Origin of the sequence: Clavibacter michiganensis, from assembly GCF_021216655.1 — a bacterium.
Classification (GTDB): domain Bacteria; phylum Actinomycetota; class Actinomycetes; order Actinomycetales; family Microbacteriaceae; genus Clavibacter; species Clavibacter michiganensis.
In genome coordinates this window covers 2629824-2655389 of record NZ_CP080437.1, presented here as the reverse complement: position 1 = coordinate 2655389, position 25566 = coordinate 2629824, and the positions used below count along the sequence as shown (strand labels likewise).

27 protein-coding genes are annotated in these 25566 nt (G+C 71.8%); 10 read left to right on the top strand and 17 right to left on the bottom strand.

All coding sequences use genetic code 11. The features are described 5' to 3' along the window. Positions 1-63: 63 nt before the first annotated feature. On the top strand, positions 64-366 hold the full coding sequence (locus tag K0V08_RS12585; RefSeq protein ID WP_128516959.1) for a hypothetical protein: 303 nt from the start codon (positions 64-66) through the stop codon (positions 364-366). On the opposite strand, the gene K0V08_RS12580 is transcribed toward K0V08_RS12585, so the two are convergent. From K0V08_RS12580 to K0V08_RS12565, 4 genes are all read right to left on the bottom strand, one after another. Next, complete coding sequence (locus K0V08_RS12580; RefSeq protein WP_128516960.1) at positions 332-976, bottom strand: hypothetical protein; 645 nt, start codon at positions 974-976, stop codon at positions 332-334. The genes K0V08_RS12585 and K0V08_RS12580 overlap by 35 nt on opposite strands. A 179-nt stretch (positions 977-1155) precedes the next feature. Further along, positions 1156-2478, bottom strand: coding sequence for an AAA family ATPase (locus K0V08_RS12575; RefSeq protein WP_079531106.1), 1323 nt, complete (start codon positions 2476-2478; stop codon positions 1156-1158). Positions 2479-2920: 442 nt separating this feature from the next. Continuing rightward, positions 2921-3319 (bottom strand): polyketide cyclase, encoded by a 399-nt coding sequence (locus K0V08_RS12570; RefSeq protein ID WP_079531104.1) that lies wholly within the window; start codon positions 3317-3319, stop codon positions 2921-2923. A gap of 67 nt (positions 3320-3386) precedes the next feature. Beyond that, positions 3387-4067 carry an SDR family NAD(P)-dependent oxidoreductase gene (locus K0V08_RS12565; RefSeq protein ID WP_079531102.1) on the bottom strand — a complete coding sequence of 227 codons (681 nt, stop codon included), beginning with the start codon at positions 4065-4067 and terminating at the stop codon, positions 3387-3389. Between the two features lie 101 nt (positions 4068-4168). Here K0V08_RS12565 and K0V08_RS12560 point away from each other — a divergent pair, with 101 nt between their 5' ends. Next, the gene (locus K0V08_RS12560; protein WP_079531099.1) at positions 4169-5026 is read left to right on the top strand and encodes a helix-turn-helix transcriptional regulator; all 858 of its coding nucleotides are present in this window, start codon (positions 4169-4171) and stop codon (positions 5024-5026) included. Positions 5027-5065: 39 nt separating this feature from the next. Here the strand turns inward: K0V08_RS12560 and K0V08_RS12555 are convergent, their stop codons facing one another. Continuing rightward, complete coding sequence (locus tag K0V08_RS12555; RefSeq protein WP_011931521.1) at positions 5066-5815, bottom strand: TetR/AcrR family transcriptional regulator; 750 nt, start codon at positions 5813-5815, stop codon at positions 5066-5068. A 95-nt stretch (positions 5816-5910) separates the two neighbouring features. Between K0V08_RS12555 and K0V08_RS12550 the strand changes: the two genes are divergently transcribed. Continuing rightward, complete coding sequence (locus tag K0V08_RS12550; RefSeq protein WP_011931520.1) at positions 5911-6759, top strand: SDR family oxidoreductase; 849 nt, start codon at positions 5911-5913, stop codon at positions 6757-6759. 154 nt (positions 6760-6913) lie between these two features. Here the strand turns inward: K0V08_RS12550 and K0V08_RS12545 are convergent, their stop codons facing one another. From K0V08_RS12545 to K0V08_RS12530, 4 genes are read right to left on the bottom strand one after another with little or no spacing between them, the layout of a single operon-like run. Further along, complete coding sequence (locus K0V08_RS12545; RefSeq protein WP_079531097.1) at positions 6914-9292, bottom strand: beta-xylosidase/alpha-l-arabinosidase; 2379 nt, start codon at positions 9290-9292, stop codon at positions 6914-6916. Further along, the gene (locus K0V08_RS12540) at positions 9289-10194 is read right to left on the bottom strand and encodes a carbohydrate ABC transporter permease (protein ID WP_079531094.1); all 906 of its coding nucleotides are present in this window, start codon (positions 10192-10194) and stop codon (positions 9289-9291) included. The genes K0V08_RS12545 and K0V08_RS12540 overlap by 4 nt, the downstream gene beginning before the upstream one ends. Continuing rightward, positions 10191-11216, bottom strand: a complete 1026-nt coding sequence (locus K0V08_RS12535) for a carbohydrate ABC transporter permease (RefSeq protein ID WP_011931517.1) — start codon at positions 11214-11216, stop codon at positions 10191-10193. Before K0V08_RS12535 ends, K0V08_RS12540 begins: the two co-directional genes overlap by 4 nt. A 10-nt stretch (positions 11217-11226) precedes the next feature. Further along, positions 11227-12519: an extracellular solute-binding protein gene (locus K0V08_RS12530; protein WP_079531091.1), complete on the bottom strand. Its 1293-nt coding sequence runs from the start codon at positions 12517-12519 to the stop codon at positions 11227-11229. A 226-nt stretch (positions 12520-12745) separates the two neighbouring features. Between K0V08_RS12530 and K0V08_RS12525 the strand changes: the two genes are divergently transcribed. Together K0V08_RS12525 and K0V08_RS12520 are read left to right on the top strand one after the other, a co-directional pair. Further along, positions 12746-13756, top strand: coding sequence for a LacI family DNA-binding transcriptional regulator (locus K0V08_RS12525; RefSeq protein WP_079531088.1), 1011 nt, complete (start codon positions 12746-12748; stop codon positions 13754-13756). Positions 13757-13784: 28 nt separating this feature from the next. Then, complete coding sequence (locus K0V08_RS12520; protein WP_079531085.1) at positions 13785-14288, top strand: tetratricopeptide repeat protein; 504 nt, start codon at positions 13785-13787, stop codon at positions 14286-14288. Here K0V08_RS12520 and K0V08_RS12515 read toward each other — a convergent pair. Beyond that, positions 14285-15652, bottom strand: coding sequence for an MFS transporter (locus K0V08_RS12515; RefSeq protein ID WP_079531082.1), 1368 nt, complete (start codon positions 15650-15652; stop codon positions 14285-14287). The two genes, K0V08_RS12520 and K0V08_RS12515, sit on opposite strands and share 4 nt — an antisense overlap. Before the next feature lie 142 nt (positions 15653-15794). Here K0V08_RS12515 and K0V08_RS12510 point away from each other — a divergent pair, with 142 nt between their 5' ends. After that, entirely contained in the window at positions 15795-16316 is a 522-nt protein-coding gene (locus K0V08_RS12510; protein WP_079531080.1) for a hypothetical protein, read from the top strand. Between the two features lie 28 nt (positions 16317-16344). On the opposite strand, the gene K0V08_RS12505 is transcribed toward K0V08_RS12510, so the two are convergent. Genes K0V08_RS12505 through K0V08_RS12495 form a run of 3 tightly spaced genes read right to left on the bottom strand, consistent with a single transcriptional unit; the run spans position 16345 to position 17909 of the window. Continuing rightward, positions 16345-16602 (bottom strand): hypothetical protein, encoded by a 258-nt coding sequence (locus K0V08_RS12505; RefSeq protein ID WP_143330932.1) that lies wholly within the window; start codon positions 16600-16602, stop codon positions 16345-16347. Positions 16603-16614: 12 nt separating this feature from the next. Next, positions 16615-17406 (bottom strand): anti-sigma factor family protein, encoded by a 792-nt coding sequence (locus K0V08_RS12500; protein WP_079531075.1) that lies wholly within the window; start codon positions 17404-17406, stop codon positions 16615-16617. Further along, positions 17403-17909 carry a sigma-70 family RNA polymerase sigma factor gene (locus K0V08_RS12495; RefSeq protein ID WP_011931510.1) on the bottom strand — a complete coding sequence of 169 codons (507 nt, stop codon included), beginning with the start codon at positions 17907-17909 and terminating at the stop codon, positions 17403-17405. The genes K0V08_RS12500 and K0V08_RS12495 overlap by 4 nt, the downstream gene beginning before the upstream one ends. 191 nt (positions 17910-18100) lie before the next feature. Here K0V08_RS12495 and K0V08_RS12490 point away from each other — a divergent pair, with 191 nt between their 5' ends. After that, positions 18101-18793 carry a YceI family protein gene (locus K0V08_RS12490; protein WP_043583105.1) on the top strand — a complete coding sequence of 231 codons (693 nt, stop codon included), beginning with the start codon at positions 18101-18103 and terminating at the stop codon, positions 18791-18793. 84 nt (positions 18794-18877) lie between these two features. Here K0V08_RS12490 and K0V08_RS12485 read toward each other — a convergent pair whose 3' ends face one another. The 3 genes from K0V08_RS12485 to K0V08_RS12475 all read right to left on the bottom strand — a co-directional run bounded on the left by K0V08_RS12485 (position 18878) and on the right by K0V08_RS12475 (position 20738). Continuing rightward, positions 18878-19546, bottom strand: a complete 669-nt coding sequence (locus K0V08_RS12485) for an SDR family NAD(P)-dependent oxidoreductase (protein ID WP_011931508.1) — start codon at positions 19544-19546, stop codon at positions 18878-18880. A gap of 71 nt (positions 19547-19617) precedes the next feature. Next, on the bottom strand, positions 19618-20115 hold the full coding sequence (locus K0V08_RS12480; RefSeq protein WP_079531074.1) for an HIT family protein: 498 nt from the start codon (positions 20113-20115) through the stop codon (positions 19618-19620). Beyond that, complete coding sequence (locus tag K0V08_RS12475; protein ID WP_079531071.1) at positions 20112-20738, bottom strand: TetR/AcrR family transcriptional regulator; 627 nt, start codon at positions 20736-20738, stop codon at positions 20112-20114. Before K0V08_RS12475 ends, K0V08_RS12480 begins: the two co-directional genes overlap by 4 nt. Before the next feature lie 33 nt (positions 20739-20771). On the opposite strand from K0V08_RS12475, the gene K0V08_RS12470 reads away from it, so the two are divergent. Together K0V08_RS12470 and K0V08_RS12465 are read left to right on the top strand one after the other, a co-directional pair. Further along, entirely contained in the window at positions 20772-21764 is a 993-nt protein-coding gene (locus K0V08_RS12470; RefSeq protein WP_174240014.1) for a DMT family transporter, read from the top strand. Positions 21765-21773: 9 nt separating this feature from the next. Then, positions 21774-22361 carry a hypothetical protein gene (locus K0V08_RS12465; protein WP_079531068.1) on the top strand — a complete coding sequence of 196 codons (588 nt, stop codon included), beginning with the start codon at positions 21774-21776 and terminating at the stop codon, positions 22359-22361. On the opposite strand, the gene K0V08_RS12460 is transcribed toward K0V08_RS12465, so the two are convergent. Beyond that, positions 22328-22918 carry a P-loop NTPase family protein gene (locus K0V08_RS12460; RefSeq protein ID WP_079531066.1) on the bottom strand — a complete coding sequence of 197 codons (591 nt, stop codon included), beginning with the start codon at positions 22916-22918 and terminating at the stop codon, positions 22328-22330. The genes K0V08_RS12465 and K0V08_RS12460 overlap by 34 nt on opposite strands. 38 nt (positions 22919-22956) lie before the next feature. Here K0V08_RS12460 and K0V08_RS12455 point away from each other — a divergent pair, with 38 nt between their 5' ends. Further along, a complete protein-coding gene (locus K0V08_RS12455) occupies positions 22957-25566 on the top strand; it encodes a glycosyl hydrolase family 95 catalytic domain-containing protein (RefSeq protein ID WP_094182698.1) in 2610 nt (869 codons plus the stop codon).

The following is a 25566-nucleotide window of genomic DNA, read 5'->3' as shown; positions in this document are numbered from 1 at the left end:
CGCGCCTTCCCCGGGTGCAGGAACCATGCGAGGGTGGCGGCTCGGCACACGGCAGGGGACGGCATGAGGTCGGCGACGCGCATCACCATCGGGGTGCTGGCGACGGAGCTCGTCGTGATGGCGGTGCTGCTGCTCCTCGCCGACCGGTGGGAGGACATGGACTGGCCGGCGCTCGGGACGGAGCACCCGCTGATCGCGCTCGGGTTCGCCGTGCCGCCGCTCATCGTGCTGACCGCGGTCGTGCTCGTATTACCGGCTGAACACAGTGCATCGCGTTCGGGGACAATGGTGCCTCCTAGTGAAAATGAGGAAAATTACTTATTGGCCGGTGTCACGCGTCATCTTCAGCCACAAGCTCTTCAATAGACACAAAGGGGGCATAAGTTAGTATTCGCCCGTCGATACTGACGCGGAGCATCGCCGGCAGCACGTCCCAATCCTCAATGCGCTTATCGCCCCATTTGCGCTTGAGTGCGACTTGGACGAGGATTAATGCATCTTTTCCCCGAAACGCGCCCGCTTCCGGAGGATATGCGATCTCGGTTTCTACAATAGCCTTAAGTTCTGAGGCCGTAACCGTTCCTCCAGACGCTTGGCTCGCGACCGCACAAAAGCCGCTGAGCTTTAAGGCCAAGTTTTTAGTATCAATTCGCTGATGCAGCTCGACGCTATTAAAGTTAATACCCCATCCCCGAAGAGCATTTTGCCGGCGAACTAACCCTACGAGCATGGCAAACGTTATGGCCAAACGCCTGAGCTCTTCGACGCCGCCGTTCGCCGCGAGTTTTGTCGGACTTGCTAATTCCTTGATTACATCGTCAAAATACTCCGCACGAACTAGCTCTGCCTCTAGGTCTGCCTCGTTAAATGAGACAACAGGCATGCCTTCCCTGGAAGATCGCTCAGCAAGGTCATCAAAATCACGGTCGATTAAGCCAGCTACGCGCACGACTCCAAGTTCGATAGTTTGAGCCACTACGACAACCACTTCATCGCGAGTGCCGGCAGGGAAAGTGGCCCAACGCTTTCCTGCAACCCTGTCTAGGAGGCGCTGGTCGGAGGGACCCTCCACGACAACCACTCCGCGTCGGTCCGACTGTCGGCTATGGCGAATTCGGTCCGGTAAGTAATCGAGATCTCGGAGCGACTGCGTCATTAATACTCCCCCAAGCCAAGTTCGGATACGATTTCCCAGCGTCCATTTATAACGGCTGTAGAGTGCGTCGCCATCACAATTGATAGACCAGAGATGGCCGCCACTTCCTCAATGTCCGCAACAAACGAGTGCTTCCAGGCTGCATGAAGGCTGATCTCAGGCTCATCAATAAGAACGGTCGAACCCCGGGATGCCGCAAAGAGTAGCTGAGAAAATAGAGCGAGGAGATGCTGCTCCCCCGACGAAAGACGCGAGACGGGAATCGTTACACCATCGCGCTGGAATCGGAGTTCACCGTCGTTCTCAACGGTCATGTGCTTATCGTGGAACTTATCGTTTATGATCCTTGTAAGGATGGTGAGTCTCTCATGAATCGGCAAGAGCGGCTCAAGCTTTTTTACCCAATCCCGTAAGAAAAGATTCAGGACCCTCTTCTCGGTAGGGTTCATTTTCGGGCGCAACTTGACGTCGATCGGCTTTCCCGACAAGCCGTTCTGACTCAAAGCAGCGTTTAGTTGCGCGAGTCGCGCATATTCGGCTTCAATGTATCCTTGCTTCACCGTTTCGTGTGCCATGTTCATGAGATTAAAGGCAAAGCGCTCATCAGCCGACTGCGACGCCTCAAGAGACTTATTCTTTGCCTCGTGAATCTGTACCCGCACTCGGTCCGTGTATTGACTGATTCTGGCGGCAGCCCCCTTAAGATTTCTACGACTGGGCGGTAGGTAGGAATCGTCATCTCGAAGAGACGGCATAGTGTCGAGTCGTTTTGTGTCAATGAAGACTGACTCAGGAACAGAGCGGAGGTCCTCCAGCCAGGGGTTTGTATGAATCAACATTGCGCGCGCATTTCTATTTGGGACTCGTATTCCTAAGCGGCGCTCGATGTCCCGGGTCGTGGAAATGCGATCCGTACGCTCGTCCATCCATAAGTCGTCGTCGAGGGGATGAAGCCACGGAGGCAACTCCTGCGCCGCCGACGGATCAAAGTGTTGAGTCGATGCTCGAGTTGCTCCGAGGTGATTATTATTGTGGTCACTTCGAGATATTCGCACAAGTTCTTCTGTTTTTGTAGACTCTTTAAGTAAGGAAATATGCGAATTATCTTGGAGCTGGAGGACTGCTGACTTGAACGGTAGAGCGAGCAACTCATGGAAATCTAAGGCCAACGTCGCCCGCAAGATGCGCAACGCGTGCGTCTTTCCGCAACCATTTGGGCCTGCGAGAATACTTACTCCGGCCTTCGAAAACTCAATATTGTGATCTATGTGGCCAAACAGGCCCATGATTTCAAGTCTCGCTGGGGTCAAAGCGCCGGGCATTTTAGCTCCTAAATATACGAATCTGACAACTATTGCACAATTGCAGCCAGTGCGGTACTCCTCGATACGTCGAGATGCAGCCCGCACACCAACCTCATGGTGTTGCGCGGTCGATCGGTGGCACACCGGCGTATATGGTTCAGGCCGGCAACGTTTCGATATCAGTTTGCATCTCACGCGCGATAACCGCGCTACCCCGATCGCGATCAGAGAAAAGAACGCTAGCCTAGATTAAGGGAAAAAAGACTCACAAATAATCAATATACATATAGCCTTCCTTGAGTAGAGGCCGTCAAAACCTTCCAGGACCGACTCATCCTCTAACCGGCGCTAGTAGCCGGCGGTCGAGTCCTGCTAGTCGAGCCGGGCCATGCGATCCTTCGAGGCAGCAAGGCGGACGACATGCGTCGACGGTGGCGGCGAAGGCCAGCGGGCGAGAGGCCTAGGCGCGGACGACCAGCGCCGCGAGCCGGTCGAGGTCCGCGGCGACGAGGGCGGCGTCGGCGGCGAGCTCCTCGTCGGTCACGCCCGGGCGCTGGAAGAGCGTGAACACGACCTCGCTGCCGCCGTCGTTCGGGAGCACGCGCAGCGGGTTCCGGACCACGGTGCCGTCGGGGAGCGTCACGTCGTGGTCGAGGATCCCGAGCTCGCGCGGGCCCGTGAAGGCGATCTCGATCGCGCCCATCGGCGAGTCCGACAGCCAGCGTCCGCCCTCGAGCCGGATCCCCGAGCTGACGCCCGCCGCCCACTCGGGCAGCCGCGAGGGATCCCCCGCGACGGCGACGACGGACGCCACGTCGGCGTCGACGGATCGGGTGATGTGCAGCGCGGGCCAGGTCACGGTCCGACGCTACCCGGCAGCGGCGCGACCGCGGGAGGCGGGTCCGTCGCGAGCCGGAGCCCCCGCCTCAGTACTCGATGCGCCCGTGCCGGCTGTGGAACTCGCCCGTCGGCCCATCGGGTCCGACGAGCGCCATCGCGACGGTGGCGTCCGTGCCCTCGGTCACCGTCTGGTGCCCGCTGTTGCCGTTGAAGTCGGTCGCGGTGTACCCGGGGTCGGTGGCGTTGACCCGGAAGCCCGGCAGGTTCTTGGCGTACTGCACGGTCGCGGTGATGAGGGCGGCCTTCGAGGTCGCGTACGGCACAGTCAGCACGTGGCGCTCGTCGGTGTCCTCGCCGCGGAGGGCGCGCGGCCAGCCGACGCCCGAGGCGACGTTGACGATCACCGGGGCGTCGGACGCCCGCAGCAGCGGGAGCGCCGCCTGCGTCACCCGCACCACGGCGACGACGTTCGTCTGCAGCACCGCCAGCATCGCCTCGGGCGTGAGGTCGTCGACGCCCTGCGCGGTGCCGAGGATGCCGGCGTTGTTGACGAGCACGTCCAGCTCCGGCAGCTCCGACATCGCACGGTCGACGCTCGCCTGGTCGTCGACGTCGAGCTGCACGGGGTGGGCGCCGAGAGCGCGGGCGGCGTCGCCGTCTGCGGTGTCGCGCATGCCTGCGTGGACGGTGTGGCCGGCCTCGACGAGGCGGCGGGCGGTCTCGAGGCCGAGGCCCCGGTTGGATCCGGTGATCAGTGTGGTGGTCATGGGTCGAGCCTGCGCCCCGGTCGCCGCATCGCCCAGACACCGGTCGACGGGAGGACCGGCGGTACCAGGCTGATCCGCCCGCCGACGCGGAGGATGGGGGCATGACCGAATTCGCGAGCGTCCTCCGCTCCTGGCGCGAGCGCGTGCAGCCGGCCGACGTGGGCCTGCCCGCGGGATCCCACCGCCGCACCGCGGGCCTCCGCCGCGAGGAGCTCGCCGCGCTGGCCGGCGTGAGCGTCGACTACGTGGTGCGGCTCGAGCAGGGCCGGTCGGTGAACCCGTCGCCGCAGATGCTCGGTGCCCTCGCCCGCGCGCTCCGCCTCACCGAGGACGAGCGCGACCACCTGCACCGGGTCGCGGGCGTCGCCCCACCCGGTCGGGGGGAGGTGCCGCGGCACATCACGCCGGGGGTGCACCGCATCGTCGACCGGCTGGGCGACGTGCCGCTCGCGGTCTTCACCGCCACGCACGACCTGCTCCTGTGGAACCCGCTGTGGGCGGCGCTGAACGGGGATCCGTCGACGCGCACCGGCTGGGACCGCAACCTCGTCTGGACCTACTTCACCCAGGGCCACGCGGGTACCGACTTCGACGCCGTGCACGAGGAGGAGTTCGCGCGCGACCTCACCGCGGACCTGCGCACGGCGGTGGGCCGCTACCCGGCGGACCGCGCGCTCGCGCGGCTCGTGGCCCGGCTGCGCGCCGAGGTGCCGGAGTTCGCGCGCCGCTGGAGCGAGGCCCGCGTCGCCGAGCACCGGTCGAGCCGGAAGACCGTGACGAGCACGCCCGTCGGCCCCATCACGATCGACTGCGACACCCTCTCCGTGCCGGGCAGCGACCTGCGCATCGTCGTCTACACGGCCGAGCCGGGCAGCGCGGACGAGGCGCGGCTGGACCTGCTCCGGGTCACGGGCCTGCAGGCGCTGACGACGGCGCCGGTGGAGGCGGCGGGGGCCTGAGGGCGGTCCGCCGGGGCGCTCGCGCCGCGTGGCGGTGGATCAGCGGGCCGCCGCGATCCGGTCGAGCCACTCCGCGAGGAGCGTCCGCTCGCCCGTGCTGAGCCGGTCGGCGTCGGCCACGTGGGCACGCAGCGCGACGGCGCGCTCGACGAGGCCGGGCTCGCGGCGGGCGCGGCCTCCCGGCGGGGGCGTGAGGATGCGCTCGAGCACGGCCTCCCGCATCACGTCGACCAGGACCCGGTCGCGGTCGGCGGCCGGGCGGCGGATCGTGGACAGCAGCGCACCCGTCGCGGCCGCGTGGAGGAGGTCGACCGCGACGGGCTCGGCGACGCGCAGGCGTCCCGCGAGCGCGACCCGGTGCACGCGCTCCTCGAGGAGGGCCACGCCCGCGCGCACGGCCGGGGAGCCGGGTCCCCGGGCCGGGTCGCTCATGAGGGCGTAGAGGTCGGGGTTGGCGAGCCCGAACGCGATCGTCGCGTCCCAGCCCGCGCGGAGGTCGTCGACGGCGTCGGCCGCGCCCGCCGCGGCGGCGCGCACGGCCTCCGCCTTGGCGGCGCTGAACCGGGTCATCTCCCGCTCCGCGACCGCGTCGAGGAGCCCCTCCTTGTCGCCGAACAGCCGGTAGATGGTGGGGGCCTGCACGCCCGCGGCCTCGGAGACGGCGCGGGTGGTGACGGCCGCCCGGCCGGATGCGCGGAGGAGGTCGGCGGCCACGTCGACGATGCGGTCGCGCGTGCCCGCGCGCGGGTCGGCGGCGGCCTCGTCGGGTGCGGGAGCGTCGGTGGTCATGGACCGACGATAACGCACGGGTGTTAGCGCGGTAGTTCCCGTGCTACCTTTCGATCGTTACCACCGATAACACGAGACGAACGAGAGGCACGCACATGATCGTCATCACCGGAGCCACCGGCGCCCTCAACGGCGCCACCGCCGAGCACCTGCTGCGGACCGTCCCCGCGGCGGGCATCGCCGTCGTCGCACGCGACCCCGCGAGCGCGCGGTCGTTCGCCGACCGCGGCGTGGAGGTGCGCCGCGGCGACTATGCCGACGCGGCATCGCTCCCCACCGCCTTCGCGGGCGCCGACCGGCTGCTCCTCGTCTCCGCCAGCGATCCGGGCGCCGACGCCGTCGCGCTGCACCGCGCCGCCGTCGAGGCCGCGACGGAGGCGGGCGTGGGACGGATCCTCTACACGAGCCACCAGGGCGCCGCCCCCGACTCGCCCTTCGCCCCGGCCCGCGACCACGCCGCCACCGAGGGGATCCTCGCGGCCTCCGGCATCCCGTGGACGGCGCTCCGCAACGGCTTCTACCTGCACAGCATCGACCTGCTGCTGGGCGCCTGGCGCGAGACCGGCGTGATCCGCGTCCCCGCCGACGGCCCCGTCTCCTGGACGTCGCGCGCCGACGCCGCGGAGGGCGCCGCGCGGATCCTGCTCCAGGACGCGCCCGCCGACGGTCCGGTCACCCTCACCGCGAGCGCGGCGCCGACCATGGCCGAGGTGGCGGAGCTGGCGTCCGACGTCGCGGGCCGCCCGGTGCGCCTCGAGGTCGTGGATGCCGAGGACTGGATCGCCGGGCTGGTCGCCGTCGGCACGCCCGCCCCCGTCGCGCGCTTCCTCCTGGGGCTCCCGCTCGCGGCTGCCGGCGGCTTCCTCGCGGGCACGGACCCGCTCCTGGCCGAGCTCCTCGGCCGCGAGCCCGAGGGCGTGCGCGACCACCTCGCGCGCGGCTGACCGGGCGACCCGCGACCGGACGACCCGCGACCGGACGACCCGCGACCGGGCGATCCACGTCCGGGCGTCGGGCCGGCCGCACGACGGAGCCCCGGTCGCCGCGTCGCGAGGACGTGGCGCCTGGGCTCCGCGCTGCGGGCCGGAGTCGGCCGGATCAGCTCGGCTCGAGCACCCGCTCCGGGACGGCCGGCGCGCCCGCGGACGCGCCGACCGGCTCCACCGACGTGCGCACGTACCGCTCGTCCGCGATCGTGACGTGGTGCACGGGTCCGGCGATCTCGATCGCCGCCTCCGTCTCCCGCACGGCGCTCGACGGCCCCACCCACAGCTCCACCGCGCCCGGCTCGACGATGCGGCGGTACCGCGGGTCGGTGAAGGCGAGGCGGGTGGTGGGCACCTCGAACCGGACGCGCGCGGACTCGCCGGCGGTGAGGTCCAGCCGCAGGTAGCCGAGCAGCTGCGCGACGGGCCGCGTCACGCTGCCCTGCACGTCGCGGGCGTACAGCTGCACCACGTCGGTGCCGTCGCGGTCGCCCGTGTTGCGCACCTCGACGGTCGCCGTGAACGACTCCCCCGCCCGCACCTCGGACGCCGCGACCGCGAGGCCGGTGCGCGCGAACGACGTGTACGAGAGTCCGTGCCCGAACGGCAGCACGGGCGTCGGATCGGCGCTCGTCACCTCCGACGGGCCACCCAGGATCGGGTGCAGGTACGAGAACGGCTGCGCGCCCGCGGAGCGCGGGAGCGACACCGGGAGTCGGCCGGACGGCGACACCCGGCCGGAGAGCACGCCCGCGATCGCGGATCCGCCCTCCTCGCCCGGGAAGAACGCCTGCAGCACGGCCGCGGGGGCGGACTCGCCCTCGATCGCCCACGCCACCGCGTACGGCCGGCCGGTGAGCAGCACCATGACCACGGGGGTCCCGGTGGCCTGGATCGCCTCCACCAGCTCGCGCTGCACGCCCGGCAGGTCGAGGCTCTCGACGTCGTTGCCCTCGCCGACCGTGCCGCGGCCGAACAGGCCCGCCCGGTCGCCGACCACCACGACCGCGAGGTCGGCGCGGCAGGCCTCGTCGACGGCGGCGTCGAAGCCGGAGCGGTCGTCGCCCTCCACCTCGGCGCCGGCGACGAGCACCAGCTCGCTGTCGGGCAGCTCGACGCGCAGCGCCTCGGCCACGGTCGGGATCGCGAACCCGAGCGGGGTGCCCGGGTGGTGCGCGAGCACGTGGTTGGCGAACGAGTAGCAGCCCATGAGCGCCTCGGCGCTGTCGGCGTTGGGGCCGATCAGCGCGATGCGGCGCGGCGCGGGCCGGTCGGCCGACGCGAGCGGCAGGGTGCCGTCGTTCGCGAGCAGCACCACGGACTCCTCCGCGAGGCGACGCGCGACGTCCCGGTGGGCCGGGGTGTCGAGGTCGATGCTCGTGGGCGGCGCTTCGAAGGTCGCGTCGAGCAGCCCCAGCTCCTCCTTCTCGGCGAGCACGCGGAGCACCGCGCGGTCGACGAGCGACTCGTCGGCGAGCCCGGCGCGGATCCGCTCCGCCAGCGGCGCGAGGTACGCGTCGCCGGTGGGCAGCTCCACGTCGATGCCGGCGGCGAGCGCGAGCTCGGCCGCCTCGCCGCGGTCGCCCGCGACGGCGTGCATCACCTGGAGGAACGCGACGGAGAAGTAGTCGGAGACCACGACGCCGTCGAAGCCCCAGCGGCCGCGGAGCACGTCGGTCAGGTACTCGGGGGTGGCGCCGACGGGCGCGCCGTCGATCTCCGCGTAGGAGTTCATGACCGAGCGCACCCCGCCGTCGAGCACCGCCATCTCGAAGGGCGGCAGCAGCACGTCCTCCACGAATCGCGGGCCCACGTGCGCGGGCGCGTGGTTGCGACCCGACTGCGAGACCGAGTAGCCGACGAAGTGCTTGAGCGTGGCGTGGATCCCGGCCGACTGCAGCCCGCGGACGTACGCCGTGCCGATGGTGCCGACCACGTACGGGTCCTCCGCGATGCACTCGTCGACGCGGCCCCAGCGGGCGTCGCGGATCACGTCGAGCACGGGCGCGAGGCCCTGGTGCACGCCGAGCTCCCTCATGGACCCACCGATGAGCGCGGCCATCTCCTCCACGAGACCCGGGTCGAAGGACGCGCCCCACGCGAGCGGCGTGGGGAAGGTCGCGGCCTGCCACGCGGCGAGCCCGGTGAGGCACTCCTCGTGCACGAGCGCCGGGATCCCGAGCCGCGTCTCCGTCCGCAGCCGCCTCTGCTCGGCCCACAGCCAGGACGCGCGCTCGACCGGATCCACCGGCCGCGTGCCGTACACGCGGGTGAGGTGCCCGAGGCCGTGCTCGGTCGCCTCCTCGTACCTGCCGGTCGTGGCCATCTCGCCCTGCATGGGCGCGACGACCTCGCCGCCCTGGTCGACCCAGTAGCCGACGATCTGCGCGAGCTTCTCCTGGAGGGTCATGCGCGCGTGCAGCTCGCGCACGCGCTCCGAGACCTCGGGGAGCTCCACGGCGCCGGGCGCAGGGGCCTCCGCCCCGGTCACCCCTTCACCGCGCCGGTGAGGCCGCCGACGATGCGGCGCTCGAAGATCGAGAAGAAGATCAGCGCCGGGATCATCGACAGCGACGTGAACGCGAGCACCTTGGCCGTGTCCACCGAGTACTGCGAGGAGAACGACTGCACGCCGAGCGGCAGCGTGTAGATCGACGCGTCGCTCAGGAGGAACAGCGGCAGCAGGTAGCTGTTCCAGCTGCCGATGAACGCGAGGATGCCCACCGTGATGACGCCGGGCATCGACAGCCGCACGACCATGCGGAAGAAGAACCCGATGCGGCTGCACCCGTCGATGAACGCGGCCTCCTGGATCTCGTCCGGGATGGCCCGCAGGAACGGCACCAGGATGATGATCGTCGTCGGGAGCGCGAACGCGATCTGCGGGAGGATGATCCCCGGCAGCGAGTTGGTGAGGCCCAGCGAGCGGATCACGATGTACAGCGGCGTGATGGCCACCGTGATGGGGAACATGAGCCCCGACGCGAACAGCGCGTAGAGCGCCCCCCGGCCGAAGAACGTGTAGCGCGCCAGCACGTAGCTCGCCATGAGGCCGAGCACGACCGCGCCGACCGTGGTGCCGATGGCCGCGATGAGCGAGTTGCCCACCTGGCGCCAGAACATCGAGCCCCCGAGCACGTCGAGGTAGTTCTGGATCTGGAACGGCGACGGGAATCCCGCCGGGTCGGTCGTGATCTGCGCGTTCGTGCGGAACCCGCCCAGGATGATGTACGCCACCGGCGTCAGCATCAGGGCGATCAGCACGACCGCGACGAGGTAGGGGATCGGGTTGTTCCCCTGGCCGGGAGTCTTCGCCCGCTTGGGCTTCGGCGCCTTCGCCGAGTAGGTGGGATCCAGGTCCGCGTTGCGCGGAGCCGCGGTGACGGCGGTCACTTCTTCTTCCTTCCCGCACCCGTGAGGGCGCCGGCGGTGTCGCGGTTGAGGACGAACCGCTGGTAGATCAGCGCGACGACCAGGGAGATGAGGAACAGCACCACGGCGACGGCGTTGCCGTACCCGTAGTTGCCGGATCCGCGCCCGTTGGCCACGAGGTACGTGGCCATGGTCGAGGTGCCCGCGGTGGCCGAGATGTACTGGCCCCAGATGATGTAGACGAGGTCGAACAGCTGCAGCGAGCCGATGATCGACAGGAACGCCCAGATGCGCAGCGTCGGCGCGAGCAGCGGCAGCGTGATGCGCCGCTGGATCTGCCAGTACGACGCGCCGTCGATGGCGGCCGCCTCGCTGAGCTCCTCGGGGATGCCCTGGAGGCCGGCGAGGAAGAGGATCACCGCGAAGCCGATGTACTTCCACGTGATGATCGTCATGAGCGACCAGATCGCGATGTCCGGGTTGGCCAGCCAGTCCTGCTGGAGGTCGGCCAGGCCGATGTTCGCGAGGAAGCCGTTGAGCGCGCCGGAGCCCTGGAGCATGAGGCTCCAGCCGGTGCCGACGACGACCTCGGAGATCACGTACGGCACGAAGATCAGCACGCGGATGATCGACTGGCCGCGCAGCTTCCGGTTGAGCAGGAGCGCCACGAGGATCGCGACCGGGCCCTGGAGCACGAGCGACAGCACCACGATGACGGCGTTGTGCATCAGCGCCTCGTGGAACGTGGGGTCCTGGAGGATCGTGATGTAGTTCCGGAAGCCCACGAACACCGTGGGCGGGCCGAAGCCCTGCCAGCTGAAGAAGCCGTAGTAGGCCGCCATCACCACGGGGTAGATGACGAAGCCCAGGAAGAAGAGGAGGGCCGGGCCGACGAGGATCAGGACCTCGAGGCGACCGGACCAGCCGAGGCCGCGGCGTCGCGCACGGACCGCCGAGGGCGGCGTCGTCGCGACGCCGCCCTCGGGGTGTGCAGGATCAGCCGCGGGACGCTGCTCGTCGAGCGAGCTCTCGCGGATAGCCATGTCGGGTCGCCTAGGCCTTCTTGGCCGCGTCGCCGACGGTCTGGATGAGCTTCTCCGGGCTGCCGTCGCCCGCCATGAGGTCGACCACGCCGACGTTCATCGCGTTGCCGACGTTCAGGCCGTAGACGGTGTCGAGCCACTGGGAGACGTAGGGGGCGTCGTTGTAGGCCGCGATGATCTCCTTCAGGTACGGCTCGGTGACCGCGGTCTGCGCCTCGGTGTTCACGGGCGGGGCGTTGAAGGCCGCGTAGTACTCCTTCTGCACGTCGGCGGTGCCGATGTAGTTGAGGAAGTCGACGCACGCCTTCGGGGCCTGCGCGGAGCAGGAGTACCCGTCGATGCCGCCCATGATGGAGCCGGGCTCGCCCGCGCCGCCGGAGATCTCCGGGAAGGGGAACCAGGACAGGTCGGCCAGCGGCTTGGTGTCCGGGGTCAGGCCCGCGATGACTCCCGGGTCCCAGGCCCCCATGAGCTCCATGGCCGCCTTCTTGTTGGCGATGAGGCCGGCGGAGGAGCCGGCGCCCTGCTGCGCCGCGGTGGTGAGGAAGCCGTCGTTGAAGGGGTTCGTGCCCACGAGGTCCTCGACGTCCTGGCCCGCCTTGATCCAGCAGTCGTCGCTGAAGTCCTTGTCCGTGGCGGCCTTCTCGAGCGTGGCGGAGCTGCACTCGCGGAGCGCGAAGTTGAAGTACCAGTGCGCGGCGGGCCACGCGTCCTTCGCGCCGAGCGCGATGGGGGCGACGCCCGTGGCCTTGAGCTTCTCGACGGCCGCGTCCAGCTCGTCCATGGTCTTCGGCGTCTCCGTGATGCCGGCCGCCGTGAAGAGGTCCTGGCTGTAGAAGATGCCGCTGGGGAGCACGGCGACGGGCATGGCGTACGCCTTGCCGTCGATCGAGTTCGCGTCGAACGCGCTCTGCGCGATCTGGCCCTTCACGTCGGCGGAGATGCCGTCGGTGATGTCCATGACCTGTCCCGCCGCGACCGTGGCGGCGAGCTTGCCGCCACCGCGCTGCAGGAAGATGTCGGGCGCGTCGCCCGAGTTGAGCGCGGTCTGGAGCTTGCCGTCGAGGTCCTCGTTCTGGATCGACGTGGGCGTGACCGTGACACCCGGGTGCGCGGCGTTGAAGTCCGCGGTCGTCTTGTCCCAGAACGCCTTGCCCGGGCCGGTGGTGGAGTTGTGCCACAGCGTCATCTCGACGGGGCCGCCGTCGTCGCCGCTGCCGGATCCGCTGCCGCTGCAGCCGGTGAGGGCGAGGGCCCCCACGAGCAGGGCCGCGGATCCCGTGAGGATCTTCCGTGCCTTCATGTCGTTCTACCTGTCTCTTCATTGAGCGCACCCTGGCGGGTGTCGGGGCGGGGACGTGCACGAGCCGCGTGCCTGGTGCTGTGGGGTGCGACTCGGTCCGGGCCCTCTGTCGCGTCGTCGCGTCGTCGCTTCGTCGTGACGGGGGCCGGTCGGGCCAGTCTCGGTCGCGCTCCGATCTTCGTCAAACGTTTTCGAAATCCTTTTCTCCGGGCGTAGGGTCCAGTCCATGTCCCGCCGCGCCACCATCCACGACGTCGCCTCCGCCGCCGGCGTCTCGGTGTCCACCGTGTCCAAGGCGGTGAACGGGCGCTACGGGATCTCGGTCGAGACGTCGCGCCGCGTGATGGAGGTCGTCGAGCGCCTCGGCTACGAGTCGAGCCTCGTCGCGAGCAGCATGCGCTCCCACCGCACCGGCGTGATCGGCGTGCTGGTGGCGGGCTTCGAGCCGTTCAGCGCCGAGATCCTCAAGGGCGTGGGCGCGGCCCTCCGGAGCTCGCGCTACGACCTCCTGGCCTACAGCGGCTCCCGGCAGGTGGACAACACGGGCTGGGAGCGCCGGTCGCTCAGCCGACTGAGCGGCACCCTCATCGACGGCGCGATCATGGTGACGCCGACGGTCGTGACCGCGCAGACCGACATCCCCGTCGTGTCCATCGACCCGCACACCGGCCCCGCCGACCTGCCGAGCGTCGAGTCCGACAGCCTCGGCGGCGCGCTCCAGGCGACCCGGCACCTGCTCGAGCTCGGGCACCGGCGGATCGGCTTCCTGGCCGGCCGCCCCGACCTCCGCTCCGCGAGCCTGCGCGAGGCCGGCTACCGACGAGCCCTCCAGGACGCCGGCATCGCGTTCGACCCGGCGCTCGTGCGCGCGGGCCTCTTCCTCACCGCGGCGGCGCGGGAGCCGGCGCGCGCCCTGCTGTCGATGCCGGACCGGCCGACCGCGATCTTCGCCGCCAACGACCTCTCGGGCATCGCGATCCTGCAGGTGGCGGCCGAGCTCGGGATCCGCGTGCCCGAGGACCTCTCCGTCATCGGCTTCGACGACATCCCCGAGGCGTCGCAGATGACCCCGGCGCTCACCACGATCCGCCAGCCGATGCAGCGCCTCGGCACGACCGCGGTCGATCTCCTCATGTCGCTGATGTCCGGCACCGGGCCCGAGGCGATGCACGTGCAGCTGCCGACGCGGCTCGTGCGGCGGGCGACGACGGGGCCGCCGCCGGCGCGCAGCCGCTGACCGGCCAGGCGCCTGACAGGCTGGGCGCATGGACCACGACGACTGGGACGCCCGGGTCGCCGCCTTCTGGGCGACCGCCGACGACGAGCGCGCGGACGAGACCGTCGCCGCTATGCGGGCGCTGGCCGCCGAGCGCCCGGCCGACGATCCGCGGGCGCACTTCGAGCTGGCGTGCGCGCACGACTTCGTGGGGCGCGAGGCGGAGGCAGTGCCGCTCTACCGCACCGCGCTCGACGGCGGTCTGGATCCGGAGCACCGGCCGCTCGCGGTGATCCAGCTCGCGAGCTCCCTGCGGAACGTCGGCGAGGCCGAGCAGGCGGTCGCGCTGCTCGAGGCGATGCCCGACGACGCGCACGCACCCGCCCGCGACGCGTTCCTCGCGCTCGCCCTGCACGACGCGGGCCGTCCGGCGGAGGCGCTGGCCGTGGCGCTGCGGCGGCTGGCCGCGACCCTCCCGGAGTACGGCCGGGCGGTCGCCGCGTACGCGGACGAGCTCACCGAGCGCGGCTGGACGGAACCAGCCGAGGACTAGGAGCCGGGCGCCCCGCGCGCCGGGTCGATCGGAGTCGCGCCGGGTCCGGCACCCGGCCCAGCATCCGCGTCCTCCGCATCCGCCTCCGACCTCTTCGCGCGGGCAAGCCGGATCGCGGCACGGCCGGACGGCAGCGAGATGGCGACCGTGATCACGACGACCGTGATGATCCCCGCCGCGACGAGCAGCGTCTGCACGCTGAGCACGTCGGCGAGCGGGCCGAACGCGACCGCGCCGATCGGGGTCGCGAGCGCCATGACGATGCCGACGTAGCTGAAGACGCGACCGTGCATCTCGGGCGCGACCGTCTCCTGCACGAGCGTCATGAACGGCGCGGAGAACAGCGGCACGAACAGGCCGATCGCGAACGTGAAGCCGTAGAACACCCAGAGGTCGGGGCTGAGGCCGAGCCCCGCGGTGAACACCGCGAAGCCGAAGCAGCTCACGAGGATCAGCGTCATGCGGTCGGACTTCGCGAACAGCGTCGACACGAGCGCGCCGCCGCCGAGCATGCCGACGCTGAACGCGATCTCGAGCACCGCCACCATCCACACCTCGGTGCCGTAGGTGCGGGCCACGAGCAGCGGCGTGATGATCGTCGGCGCCACCGTGAGCAGGAAGACGAACGCGAAGACCACGAGCAGCCAGCGGACGACCGGGTCGCCGCCGATGTAGCGGATCCCCTCGACGAGGTCCTCGCGGTACGTCGACGTCTTGTCCGCGATGGACGCGAGGGTCGGCACCGCGACCGAGAGCAGGAACGCGATGCCGATGGCGGCCGTGATCGCATCGACGAAGAAGAGCGGCACGAGGCCGTAGGCGGCGAAGATCGCGCCCGCTGCAGCCGGCGCGAGCAGGGCCATCGCCGACTGGATGGTGCCGAAGATCCCGTTGACCCGCAGCAGCTGCTCCGGGGGCACGATCTGCGGGATCATCGCCTGCACCGCGGGCGTCTGGAACCCGGCGCCGACGGAGCGCACGGCGACCGCGAGCAGGATGATCCAGAGGTCGGTGACCCCGTTCATCATCAGCAGGGCGAGGGCGAGCGTGACGATCGCGATGGAGCTGTCGGACACGATGACGAGCACGCGGCGGTTCATGCGGTCGGCGAGGGTGCCGCCGAAGATCGAGACGATACCCTGCGGCAGGAACGCGCAGACCGCGTAGAGCGCGACCGCGAGGCCCGACCGGGTCTCGAACGTCACGTACCACATGACCGCGTATTGGACGAGCATCGAGCCGAACAGCGAGACCGTCTGGCCGCTGAGGAAGAGGGCCGCGTTGCGCTTCCAGCGGGCGGCGACGACGGCCGCGTCGGCGTCGCTCATCGCGGGCACGTCGGCCTGCGCTGCCGGGTCGCTCATCGGATCCTCGCCGCTCGCTTTTCCTCAGGTGTGGAACGCCAGGCTACGGGGCGGCGGGGGCGGCGCGCCAGGGGTGGGCGGGGACTCATCCCAGGCATCGGATCATCCGGTCGACGGCTGCCCGACGCCGTGGCCTTCGACCATGGACTGGAGCGTCGCCGGGCTGCGCGGAGCGGGCTTCGAGGGCTTCGTGCCGTTCGACCGCGCTGTGGACGACGCACCGGAGGCGAGCGGCGTCTACGTGGTCGCGCGGCCGGCCCTGACTCCTCCCGCCTTCCTCCCCGTGAGCCCGGCCGGATCGTTCACGGGCCGTGATCCGTCGTATCCGCCCGAGCGGCTCGAGGCCGAATGGGTGGCGGGCAGCGCCGTCGTCTACGTCGGCAAGGCCGGGCGAGCGCCGGGTATCCGACGTGGACTCCGAGCACGGCTCCGGGAGTACGCGGCCTTCGGATCGGGAAAGGCCATCGCGCATCGCGGGGGACGTGCGATCTGGCACCTCGACGACGCCGCGCAGCTGCTCGTCGCATGGCGGGAGACCGCACCTGCGCGCCGGGCGTCGGATGAGGAGTGCGAGATGCTCTCCGACTCCATGGCGCACCACGAAGGGCGCCTGCCGTTCGCGAACATGCGCGGACCGTCCCGTCGTGGCCGACCGCCCGACTAGACGCTCGTGAGGGTGTCAGGGTCGAGCATCACGCCGGGACCCGTAGACCCTCCTCGAGGAGGCGATGCTCGACGAGAGCGGCGATGGCAGCGTCCCAGCACCGCTCCCCCGTGGTCTCCGGCCTGGCCGCCCCGATGGCCGCGCGAGCCTCGCCGTGCGCAGCTGCGAGATCGTCGGCGAGCTGGATGAAGTGGCGCACCGCGTGGTCGCGCCTCCCCTGCGCCAGGCACTCCGCGATGCATGCAGCCACGTCGGCGGCAGCGGATCGGCGAACGAGTCGGCTCATGGGCACCGGAGCCTAGAGGTCCCGGCTCGCCAGCACCACGTCGGAGTCGGAGGGCGTGATCTGCACCGTGCGGATCCGATCCATCGGGAGGCTGGAGGTGGCGGCGAGCAGCCGGGACTCCGCCTGGCCCGCACCCCAGCTGGCGACGACCGTGCGCGTGCCGTCGTCGTCGATCGCGACGAGGTCGTAGGCACCCTGGCCGACGCCGCCGCCCGCGTACTCGCAGCTCCAGTCGAAGCGCGTGCCCCAGGGCTGCGGAGTGAGGGCGAGCTTCGCGGTGACGCCCTCGTCGAGATCGGAGCGCATGCTCACGGCGTCGGCGGGCAGGCCCTCGGACAGGTCCCCGGACGGATCCCCGGCAGCCGAGGAGGAGGCCGGGGACGGATCCGCGACGGGCCCGCTCACGCCGGCGCGGAGCGCGGAGCCGAGGCCCGCGCCGCCGACGAGGAGCACGACGGCGGCGGCCGCGAGGATCCAGCTGCCCGTGCGACGCGACAGCGGCGGGCGCGCGCCACCCGCGAGGGGACGACGGCGGCGGCGCGGCACGCGGTGGCCGGGCGCGTCCTGCGCCGGGGCGATGGGCTGCGGCACGGCGGGGGCCTCGGGCTCGTCCATGAGCGCGATCGCCTCCTCGACGGGCAGCATCCGCAGCACGCCGGGCAGGCCGGAGAGCTCGGCGAGGGAGCGCATGCACGCGTCGCAGCCCTCGAGGTGGGCCTCGAAGAGCGCGCGGTCGGTGGCGCTCAGGCTGCCGAGCACGTACGCGGCATCCCACTCGTGGATGTCGTCGGCGCGGTCGTTCATCGGGTGACTCCTCGTTCCTGCAGGGCGAGCCGGAGCGCCTTGAGCGCGTAGTGGAGGCGGGACTTGATCGTGCCGGGCGGGACGCCCTCGCGTTCCGCGGTCTCAACGACCGTGCGACCCAGGTGGTAGCAGCTGACGACCGCGCGGCGGTGCTCGGCGGACAGCGACGCGAGCGCCTCAGCCACGAGCAGGCGGTCGATGATGGCGTCGGACGCGTCGGCGACGGGATCCTCCGGCAGCACGTCCGTCGGCGTCTCGCGGCCGCGCCAGGCGCTGCGCCTGTCGTCGATCACGAGGTTCCGCACGACGGTGAAGAGCCACCGGCGGGCCGACTCGTCGTCCTCCGCGAGGATCGCCGGCGAGCGCCAGGCCCGCAGCAGCGCCTCCTGCACGACGTCCTCGGCGAGCGCCGGATCCCCCGTCAGCCGCAGCGCGTACCGCTGCAGCGCGGGAGCGTGCGCATCGTGCAGCGCCCGCATGCGGGCCGTGCTCTCCGTGGTCATCCGTGCCTCCTCCCTCCACGACGAGACGGACGGCCGGATGGTTCACCGCTCGCGGGAATCATCTCAGGGGATCCGCGAACCTGGCAGGACCCTGAGCCCGTGAACGATCTCCGCGGCTGGTCCGTCGTCCCTGATGTCGGCGCAGCCTCTCGCGGCGATCAGATGAGCACCATCCGGATCAGGAGACCCCCATGCAGAAGAAGACCAAGATCATCCTCGGCACGAGCGCGGCCGTGGTGGTCGTGCTCGGTGTCAGCGCCGCCGCGTTCGGCCCCGCCTTCTACCGCGACGTGATCGTCGGCGCCCCCGCGGCCGCCCCGTCCGTCTCGGCCGCGCCCGCCGACTCCACGCTCGACACGAGCGACCTGTCCGGCGAGTGGCAGATCGGCACCGGCAGCACCGCCGGGTACCGCGTCGCCGAGGTGCTCAACGGCACCGACGTGACCGTCGTCGGCAAGACCGAGGACGTGACCGGATCCATCACGGTCGACGGATCCACCCTCTCGGCCGCGACCGTGAAGGTCGACGTCGCGAGCATCGCCACCGACGCGGCCCCCCGCGACGAGTACTTCCGCGGCACCGCCATGGAGGTCTCCAAGTACCCGGACGCGACCTTCACGCTGACCCAGCCCGTCGACGCGGCCGTGCCCGCCGACGGTCAGGTCGCGACGGTCCAGGCGACCGGCGAGCTCACCATGCACGGCGTCACGCAGACCGTCACCGTGCCGCTGCAGGCCGCGCTCTCGGGCGACGGCGTGCAGGTGAGCGGATCCATCCCCGTCACCTTCTCGGACTACGGCGTGCAGGCCCCGAGCCTCGGCTTCGTGAGCGTCGAGGACCAGGGCACGGTCGAGTTCCTGGTGAAGGCCACGCCGACGAAGTAGCCGCCGGCACGGCCTCAGGGCCGCACGGCCGAGGGGAGGGGGAGCGCATCCGGGTCGCTCCCCCTCCCCTTCCGCACGCGCTGTCTACTCGTCGTCCATGTCGGCGGCGAAGCGGCGGAAGTCGCCGCGCTCCTGGTGCATGGACCAGAGCGTGTCCGCGAGCACCCGGGGGTCCTTCTCCTCGTGGCCCGGGATGATCGCGCCCGGGATGATCAGCTGGCCCACGTGGATCCCGTCGCCCGCGAGCGCCTCGTGGATCATCTGCCCGTAGGCGCTCTCGCCCGCGAAGGCGATGGAGGTGCCGGCGTACTTCGGCAGCGGCTGCACGGCGGTCCCGCCGTTGATGAAGAGGACGGTCCCGCGGCCGAGCACGCGCATGCCCTGCAGCACCTGGTGCACCGCGGCGACGGGCGCCTGGATGGAGAACTCGAACGCGCCGACGAGGTCGCCGGGGGTGGTCTCGAGCACCGGCCGCAGGAACTCCTTCTGCGGCAGCGGGCTGTACTGGAGCACCTCGACGGGGCCGAGCTCCTGCGCCGCACGGTCGAGCGCGGCGGCGAGCGCCACGTGGTCACGGACGTTCGCGGCGTACCCGCGGGCGGTGATCCCCTCGTCGGCGAGCGTGCGCGCGAGCTCGTCGACGCGCTCCTGGCTGCGCGAGATGAGCGCGACGGCGAAGCCCTCGGCTCCGAAGCGGCGGGCGACGGCGGCGCCGAGGCCAGCACCGGCCCCCACGATGGCGATGGTGGTCATGGTTCTCCTCCTGCGGATCGGACGGATGGGCGGCCGGGCGTCGGGTGCGCGCGCGGCTCGTGCCTCCGACGCTAGGCCGGGTCGGGCCGCGGCGTCCCGGTCGCAGGACCTCTCCGCCGACGAGCGGACAGCTCCTCGCGCAGCAGGCCTGAGAACGGCAGGCGCTCCTCGGGCGACGCGAAGCCGGGCAGCGGCGCGGATCCGTACAGATCGTCGCCCTCCGCGCGCGGGAACACGTGCACGTGGAGGTGCCACACGTCCTGGCCGCCCGCGGTCTCGTTGTGCTGGCGGATCGAGATGCCGGCGCAGCCGTACGCCGCGCGCATCGCGACGGCGACCTCCTGCACGAGGTCCATCACGGCGTGCAGGTCGTCGGGCGTCACGGAGTAGAGGTCGCGGACGTGGACCCGCGGGACCACCAGGGCGTGCCCGCGGTTGCGCGGCCACCAGCGCGGGGCGATGACGGCGACCGCGCGATCGCGCTCGGCGACGACGTCCTGCGGCAGCGGCGCGACCAGCGGCTCGCCACGCAGCAGCGCGCAGAACGGGCAGGTCGCCTGGTCGCTCACCGTCCGGCTCCCGGCGACGCCGCCGCCTCGAGCAGCGCCCGGGCCGCGTCGCGCGCGACCGCCATCGGGTGGGCGAACGTGCCCATGCCGAGCGTCACGAGGCCGCCCTCGTAGATCAGTATCAGCGTGCGGGCGGTGGCCGCAGCGTCCGGGACCCCGGCCTCGTGGCACAGGTCACGCAGCAGCTCGTGCAGCCAGGCCTTCTGCCGCATGACCTCGGGCAGCACGTCGTGGCCGTCGTCGTCGGCACCGAGGTCGCCGGCACCCAGCTCCGCGCGCGCGTTGATCGCGCTGCAGCCCTTGGGCGTGTTCGCGACGGCCCAGGTGATGGCCGCGTCGAACACCGCCACCACGCGGTCGATCCCCGGCTCCGGCGTGCGCGCCAGCCGCGCCGCGAGGTGCTCGCGCCAGCGCGCGTCGCGGTGCTGCAGGTACGCGACCACGAGCTGCTCCTTGGAGCCGAAGCGGTCGTAGATCGTCTTCTTGGTGACGCCGGCGGCCGCGGCGATCGCGTCGACGCCGACCACGTGGATCCCCCGCGCGTAGAAGAGCTCGGACGCCGCGTCGAGCACGCGGCGGGCTCCTGGGGTGAGCGGGGCGAGGTCGGGGACGGGGGTCTTCACACGCCGACTATACCGTTCTGTATAGTCAGGCCCATGGGAAGTAGACAGATCGGTGTACCTCGATCGCTCGTGACCGTCGTGGCCGCCACCGGGTTCGTGCTCGCGTGGAGCTCGGGGTTCCTCATCGCGGCCGTCGGCACGGTCGAGGTGCCCGCGACGACGCTGCTCGTCTGGCGGTTCGCGCCGCTCGCCGCGCTGCTCGTGGGTCTCGTCGCGACCGGCGCGGCCCGGGGGATCGCTCCGCGGATGCTCGGGCGGCAGGCGCTCATCGGCGCGTTCGCGCAGCTCGGCTACTGCGCGTTCGTGTACGCGGCGATCGGCGCGGGCATCGCGACGGGGACGACCGCGCTCATCGACGCGGTGCAGCCGCTCGTGGTCGCGACGCTCGTCGGGCCTCTCCTCGGGCTCCGCGTGCGCGGCGCGCAGTGGGCCGGGCTCGCGCTCGGCGCCGTGGGCGTGGTGCTCGTGGTGCGGTCGCAGGCGGGGGCGGCGGATGCGGATCCGGTCGCGTACCTGCTGCCCGCGGCGGCGATGGCGTGCCTCGTCGCCGGGACGTTCCTCGAGCGCCGGTCGCAGGGCCGGCCACCCGTGCTCGTGACGCTGACCGTGCACGTCGTCGTCACGACGGCCGCGCTCGTGGTCGTCGCGGTCGCGACCGGGACCCTGGCGCCGCCCGCGGATCCGGCGTTCTGGATCACGACCGCCGTCGCCGCGCTCGTGCCGACGCTCGCCGCGTACGGCCTGTACTGGTGGCTGCTCGAGCGGGTGGGGATCACGGCGCTCAACGCGCTGCTGTTCCTCGTCGCGCCGACGACCGCGGCGGCGGGCGCGCTCCTGCTCGGGGAGCGGATCACGGCGGTGACGCTCGCGGGGTTCGTGCTGTGCGGCGCGGGCGTGGCGGCGGTGCTGGTGACGGAGGCGCGGCGTGCGGGCGGTGCGCGACGAGAACAGCTCGTCCGCCGCGGACCACCCCACTCCGGGTGCGGATCGCCGCGAGCCCGCCGCCCGGGCCGCGTGACCCCCTAGCGTCGGGGCATGAGCGCTCCGCGGATCACCGTCGCCTGGGCGGGGCTCTGCGCCGCCGCCGTCCTCACGATGAGCGGGTGCGCGACGCCCGGCGGGGCGGACGGGCTCGCGGCGGAGGATCCGCCCGTCGTGCTGCCGACCGCCGATCCCACGCCCACGCCGACGCCCACGCCCGACAGCGCGGCCGGCGGCGGATACGCCGAGTGCGACGACGCCTCCCCCGCCGCGCTCGCAGCCGTGAACGCGAGCATCGCGGCGCACGACGGGCCGTTCCCCGGGTTGCGGCTCGACGGGCTCGAGACCCGGTGGGACGACGAGCAGCAGGTCTGGGCCCTCGCCGGGACGATCGGGCCCGTCGGCGACGACCCTGACGGCGGGCCGGTGTCCGACGATCGCGTGGCGCTGTGGGCCACGGATCAGGATCCGACGCGCGAGGACTTCGCGGGCACGCTCTGGTCCGCCGTGAACGGCGCCGACATGGTGTCCGACGCGCCGCAGCTCGGCTCGTTCCCGCAGCTGACGATGGACGGCCCGGTCCCGGCCGGGATGTGGTGCAGCGACCTCTACCCCGCGGCGGCCGGCGGCACCGGCGGCTGACCCACGGCCGGCAGCCCCCGCAGCCAGACGTCGACCTCGCGGGTCGACCGCAGCCGCACGATCCGGAGATGAGGGTGCTCGACAGCCGCGAGCACGACGCGCTTCCGTACCTTCGCGCGCCCCCGCCATCCCCACCGCACGATGTGGTCGGGGTCGGTGAGGACGGTGCGCATGGGCGGCTCGACGTTGCCGTGCCACAGCGGCTCGCGGCGCCAGCGGCGGACGACCGTGCGGCGGATCAGGCGCCCCATCTGCACCGCCACGGGCAGGTCGAGCCAGACGAGGGTGTCGGCGCGCGACGGCACGAGGTCCCCGAGCTGGGTCGTGTACTGCCACTCGGTGACCCAGGCCTCGCGCGAGGAGAAGGCCTCGACGTCGTCGCGGAAGGTGGGCAGCTCGGTCCAGGCGGGACCGTGGAAGAGGGAGTCCATCTCGGTGTGGGGCGTGCCCGTGCGCTCCTGGATCCGCCGCGCCAGCGTGGTCTTGCCGGCGCCCGACGGCGCGCCGATGAGGATGCGCCGGGCGGGGGGATCCAGGCGCTGGAGAGGTCCGAGCATCCCGCGATCCTAGGGCGGACCGGCGGACCGCCGTCGGGATCCGCCCCCGCCCTCCGCCCGGGACGGCCCGCCCGCCGCCGCGGTGCCGCTCGCTACCGTGGTACCGCCCACGACGCACGGCCGACCGACCGTCCGACCGGAAGGACCCGATCATCCGATCGCCCTCGCGCGACGACGCGCACCGACCGACCTCCCCCGCATCCACGATCGCGACCGTCTTCACGACCGCGACCGCGGCACCGACCTGGGAGGAGGGGATCGTCGTCGGCAGCGGCCGCCTCGGTGCCGTCGCGCACGGGCCCGCCGACGCGATCACCGTCTCCCTCGCGCACGAGCGCTGGTTCCCGCCGGTGAACCCGCGGCCGCACGCGCCCGACCTCCGGCCCCGCCTCGACGCGATCCGTCGCGCCCTCCTCGCCGGCGACCCCGACACCGCGACCGCCGAGCTCATGGCGGGCGCGCGGGACAGCGGCTACGGCGACGATCTCGTATGGACGGATCCGCTCGGCATCTGCGCGACCCTCGTGATCCGCACCGCGGGTGGAGTGGCGGGGATGCGTCGCACCATGGACCCGGTCGGCGGCGAGGCGGCGGTCGAGTGGACGGATCTCGCGGGCGGCCGTCACGCGCTGCGCCTCGTCGCGCCGCGCGACGGATCCGTCTGCTGGCTGGCGCTCGAGTCCGACCGGGATTCCGTGACGGTCGTCGAGCTCGGCCTCGGCGCGGGCGACACGACGGCGCTGTACACGGGCGGGCCGGACGCGTCCGCGGCGGTCCGGACATCCCTGGCGGGCGGTGCGCGCGGGATCCTCGCGGCCGAGGCCGGCGCGGGGGACGACGCGCTGCGGTCGGTCACGGCGGTCGACGCGCCGGGCGCGGGCAGCGCGGAGGGCGCGGGCAGCACGGGCGGCGCGGGCGGCGCCTGGGAGGTCGACGGCGGATCCGCGCGCATGACCGTCCGCACCGGCCCGGGCGCGACGGCGCTGCTGCGCCTGGCGGTGGCCGTGGGCCCCGCATCCGCGGCGCCGACGCCCGACGGCCCTCCGGCGACGACGCCCGCGTGGGACGAGCTGCGCGCCGCGCAACGCGCGACGCACGGCCGGCTCGTCGCGGCATCCGCCCTCGACCTCCACGGCGAGGCGCCCGCGGACGACGCCGACGCGGACCCGCATCCCACCACCGAGGGCCTCTGGGCGGCGGCCCGCGCCGGAGACCCCGCGGCCCGCCGCCGCGTCGTCGAGGTCGCGTACACCAGCGGCCGCGCGGCGATCATCTCCTCCACCGGCGAGCTGCCGGCCACGCTGCAGGGCGTGTGGCACGGCACCTGGCGCCCGGCCTGGTCGGCGGACTACACGCTCAACGGCAACGTGCAGAACGGCGGGATCGCGAGCCTCATCCCCACCGGCACGCCGGAGCTCGCGCGCACCCTGCTCGAGCTGGTGCTCCCCCACCTCGACGACTTCCGCGAGAACGCCCGCCGCATCTACGGCGCCGAGGGCACGCTGCTGCCGGCGCGCATGTCCACGCACGGACGGGCGGACCACTTCGACGCCGACTACCCGATGCCGTTCTGGCAGGGCTGCGGCGGCTGGATCCTCCGCGTCGCCGCCGACGCCGTCGCCACGACGGGCGACCGCGGCATCGTCGACGACCGGCTGTGGGAGCTCGCGGAGGGCGTGCTGCGCTTCGCCGAGACCGCCACGGTGATGGTCGGCGGGGTGCGCCGCCTCGTGCCCTCCTACTCGCCGGAGAACACCCCGGGTGGCGAGCGCATGCCGGCGGCGACCGACGCGACCATGGACGTGTCGATCCTCCGCGACGCCGCCCGCGCCACGGCCCTGCTCGGCCGGGCACGCGGCGACGACTCCCTCGACGCGCGCTGGGCCGCGGTCGTCCGCGACCTGCCGCCGTACCGCGTGGCCGACGACGGCACGCTCGCCGAGTGGCTGGATCCGCGCTGGCGGGAGCGGATCGCGCACCGCCACGCGTCGCAGCTGCACCCGCTCTGGGACGAGATCGATCCGGCGTTCGTCGGAGACGGGGACGAGTCCGCCCGGCTCCGCGCCGCGGCCGCCGCCACCGTCGCCGCGAAGATCGCCTGGCGCGCCGAGGACCCGACCGCGCCGCCCGGCCGCATGGGCATGGCGTTCGGCCTGGTGCAGGTGGGCCTCGCGGCCGCGGCCCTCGGCGACGGCGAGGCGGCGCTCACGTGCGTGGAGTGGCTCGCCGTCGACCACTGGAGCCCCGCCCTCACGAGCCGGCACGACGCCGGCCGCATCTTCAACCTCGACGCGAGCGGCGGCCTGCCCGCGCTCGTCGCGGCGATGCTGCTGGGATCCGACGCGGGGTCGCTCGCGGTCCTCCCGGCGCTGCCCGTGGCCTGGGCGCGCGGATCCGTCACCGGGCTCCGCGCGCGCGGCGGCCTGGTCGTCGACCGGCTCGACTGGGATCCGGATGGCGCGTCGCTCACGGTGCGGCGCGTGCCGGGCGCGGATTGGCTGGCGCCCGCGGGCGGCACTGCCCTGCGGCTGCCGCGGGCGGCCTCGGTGCGCGTGGACGGGCGCGAGCACGACGCCGGCGCACGCATCGCGTTCGTCAAGGACGCCGTGCGGATCGAGATCCGGTGGCTGCCGGAGCCCGTACGGTGA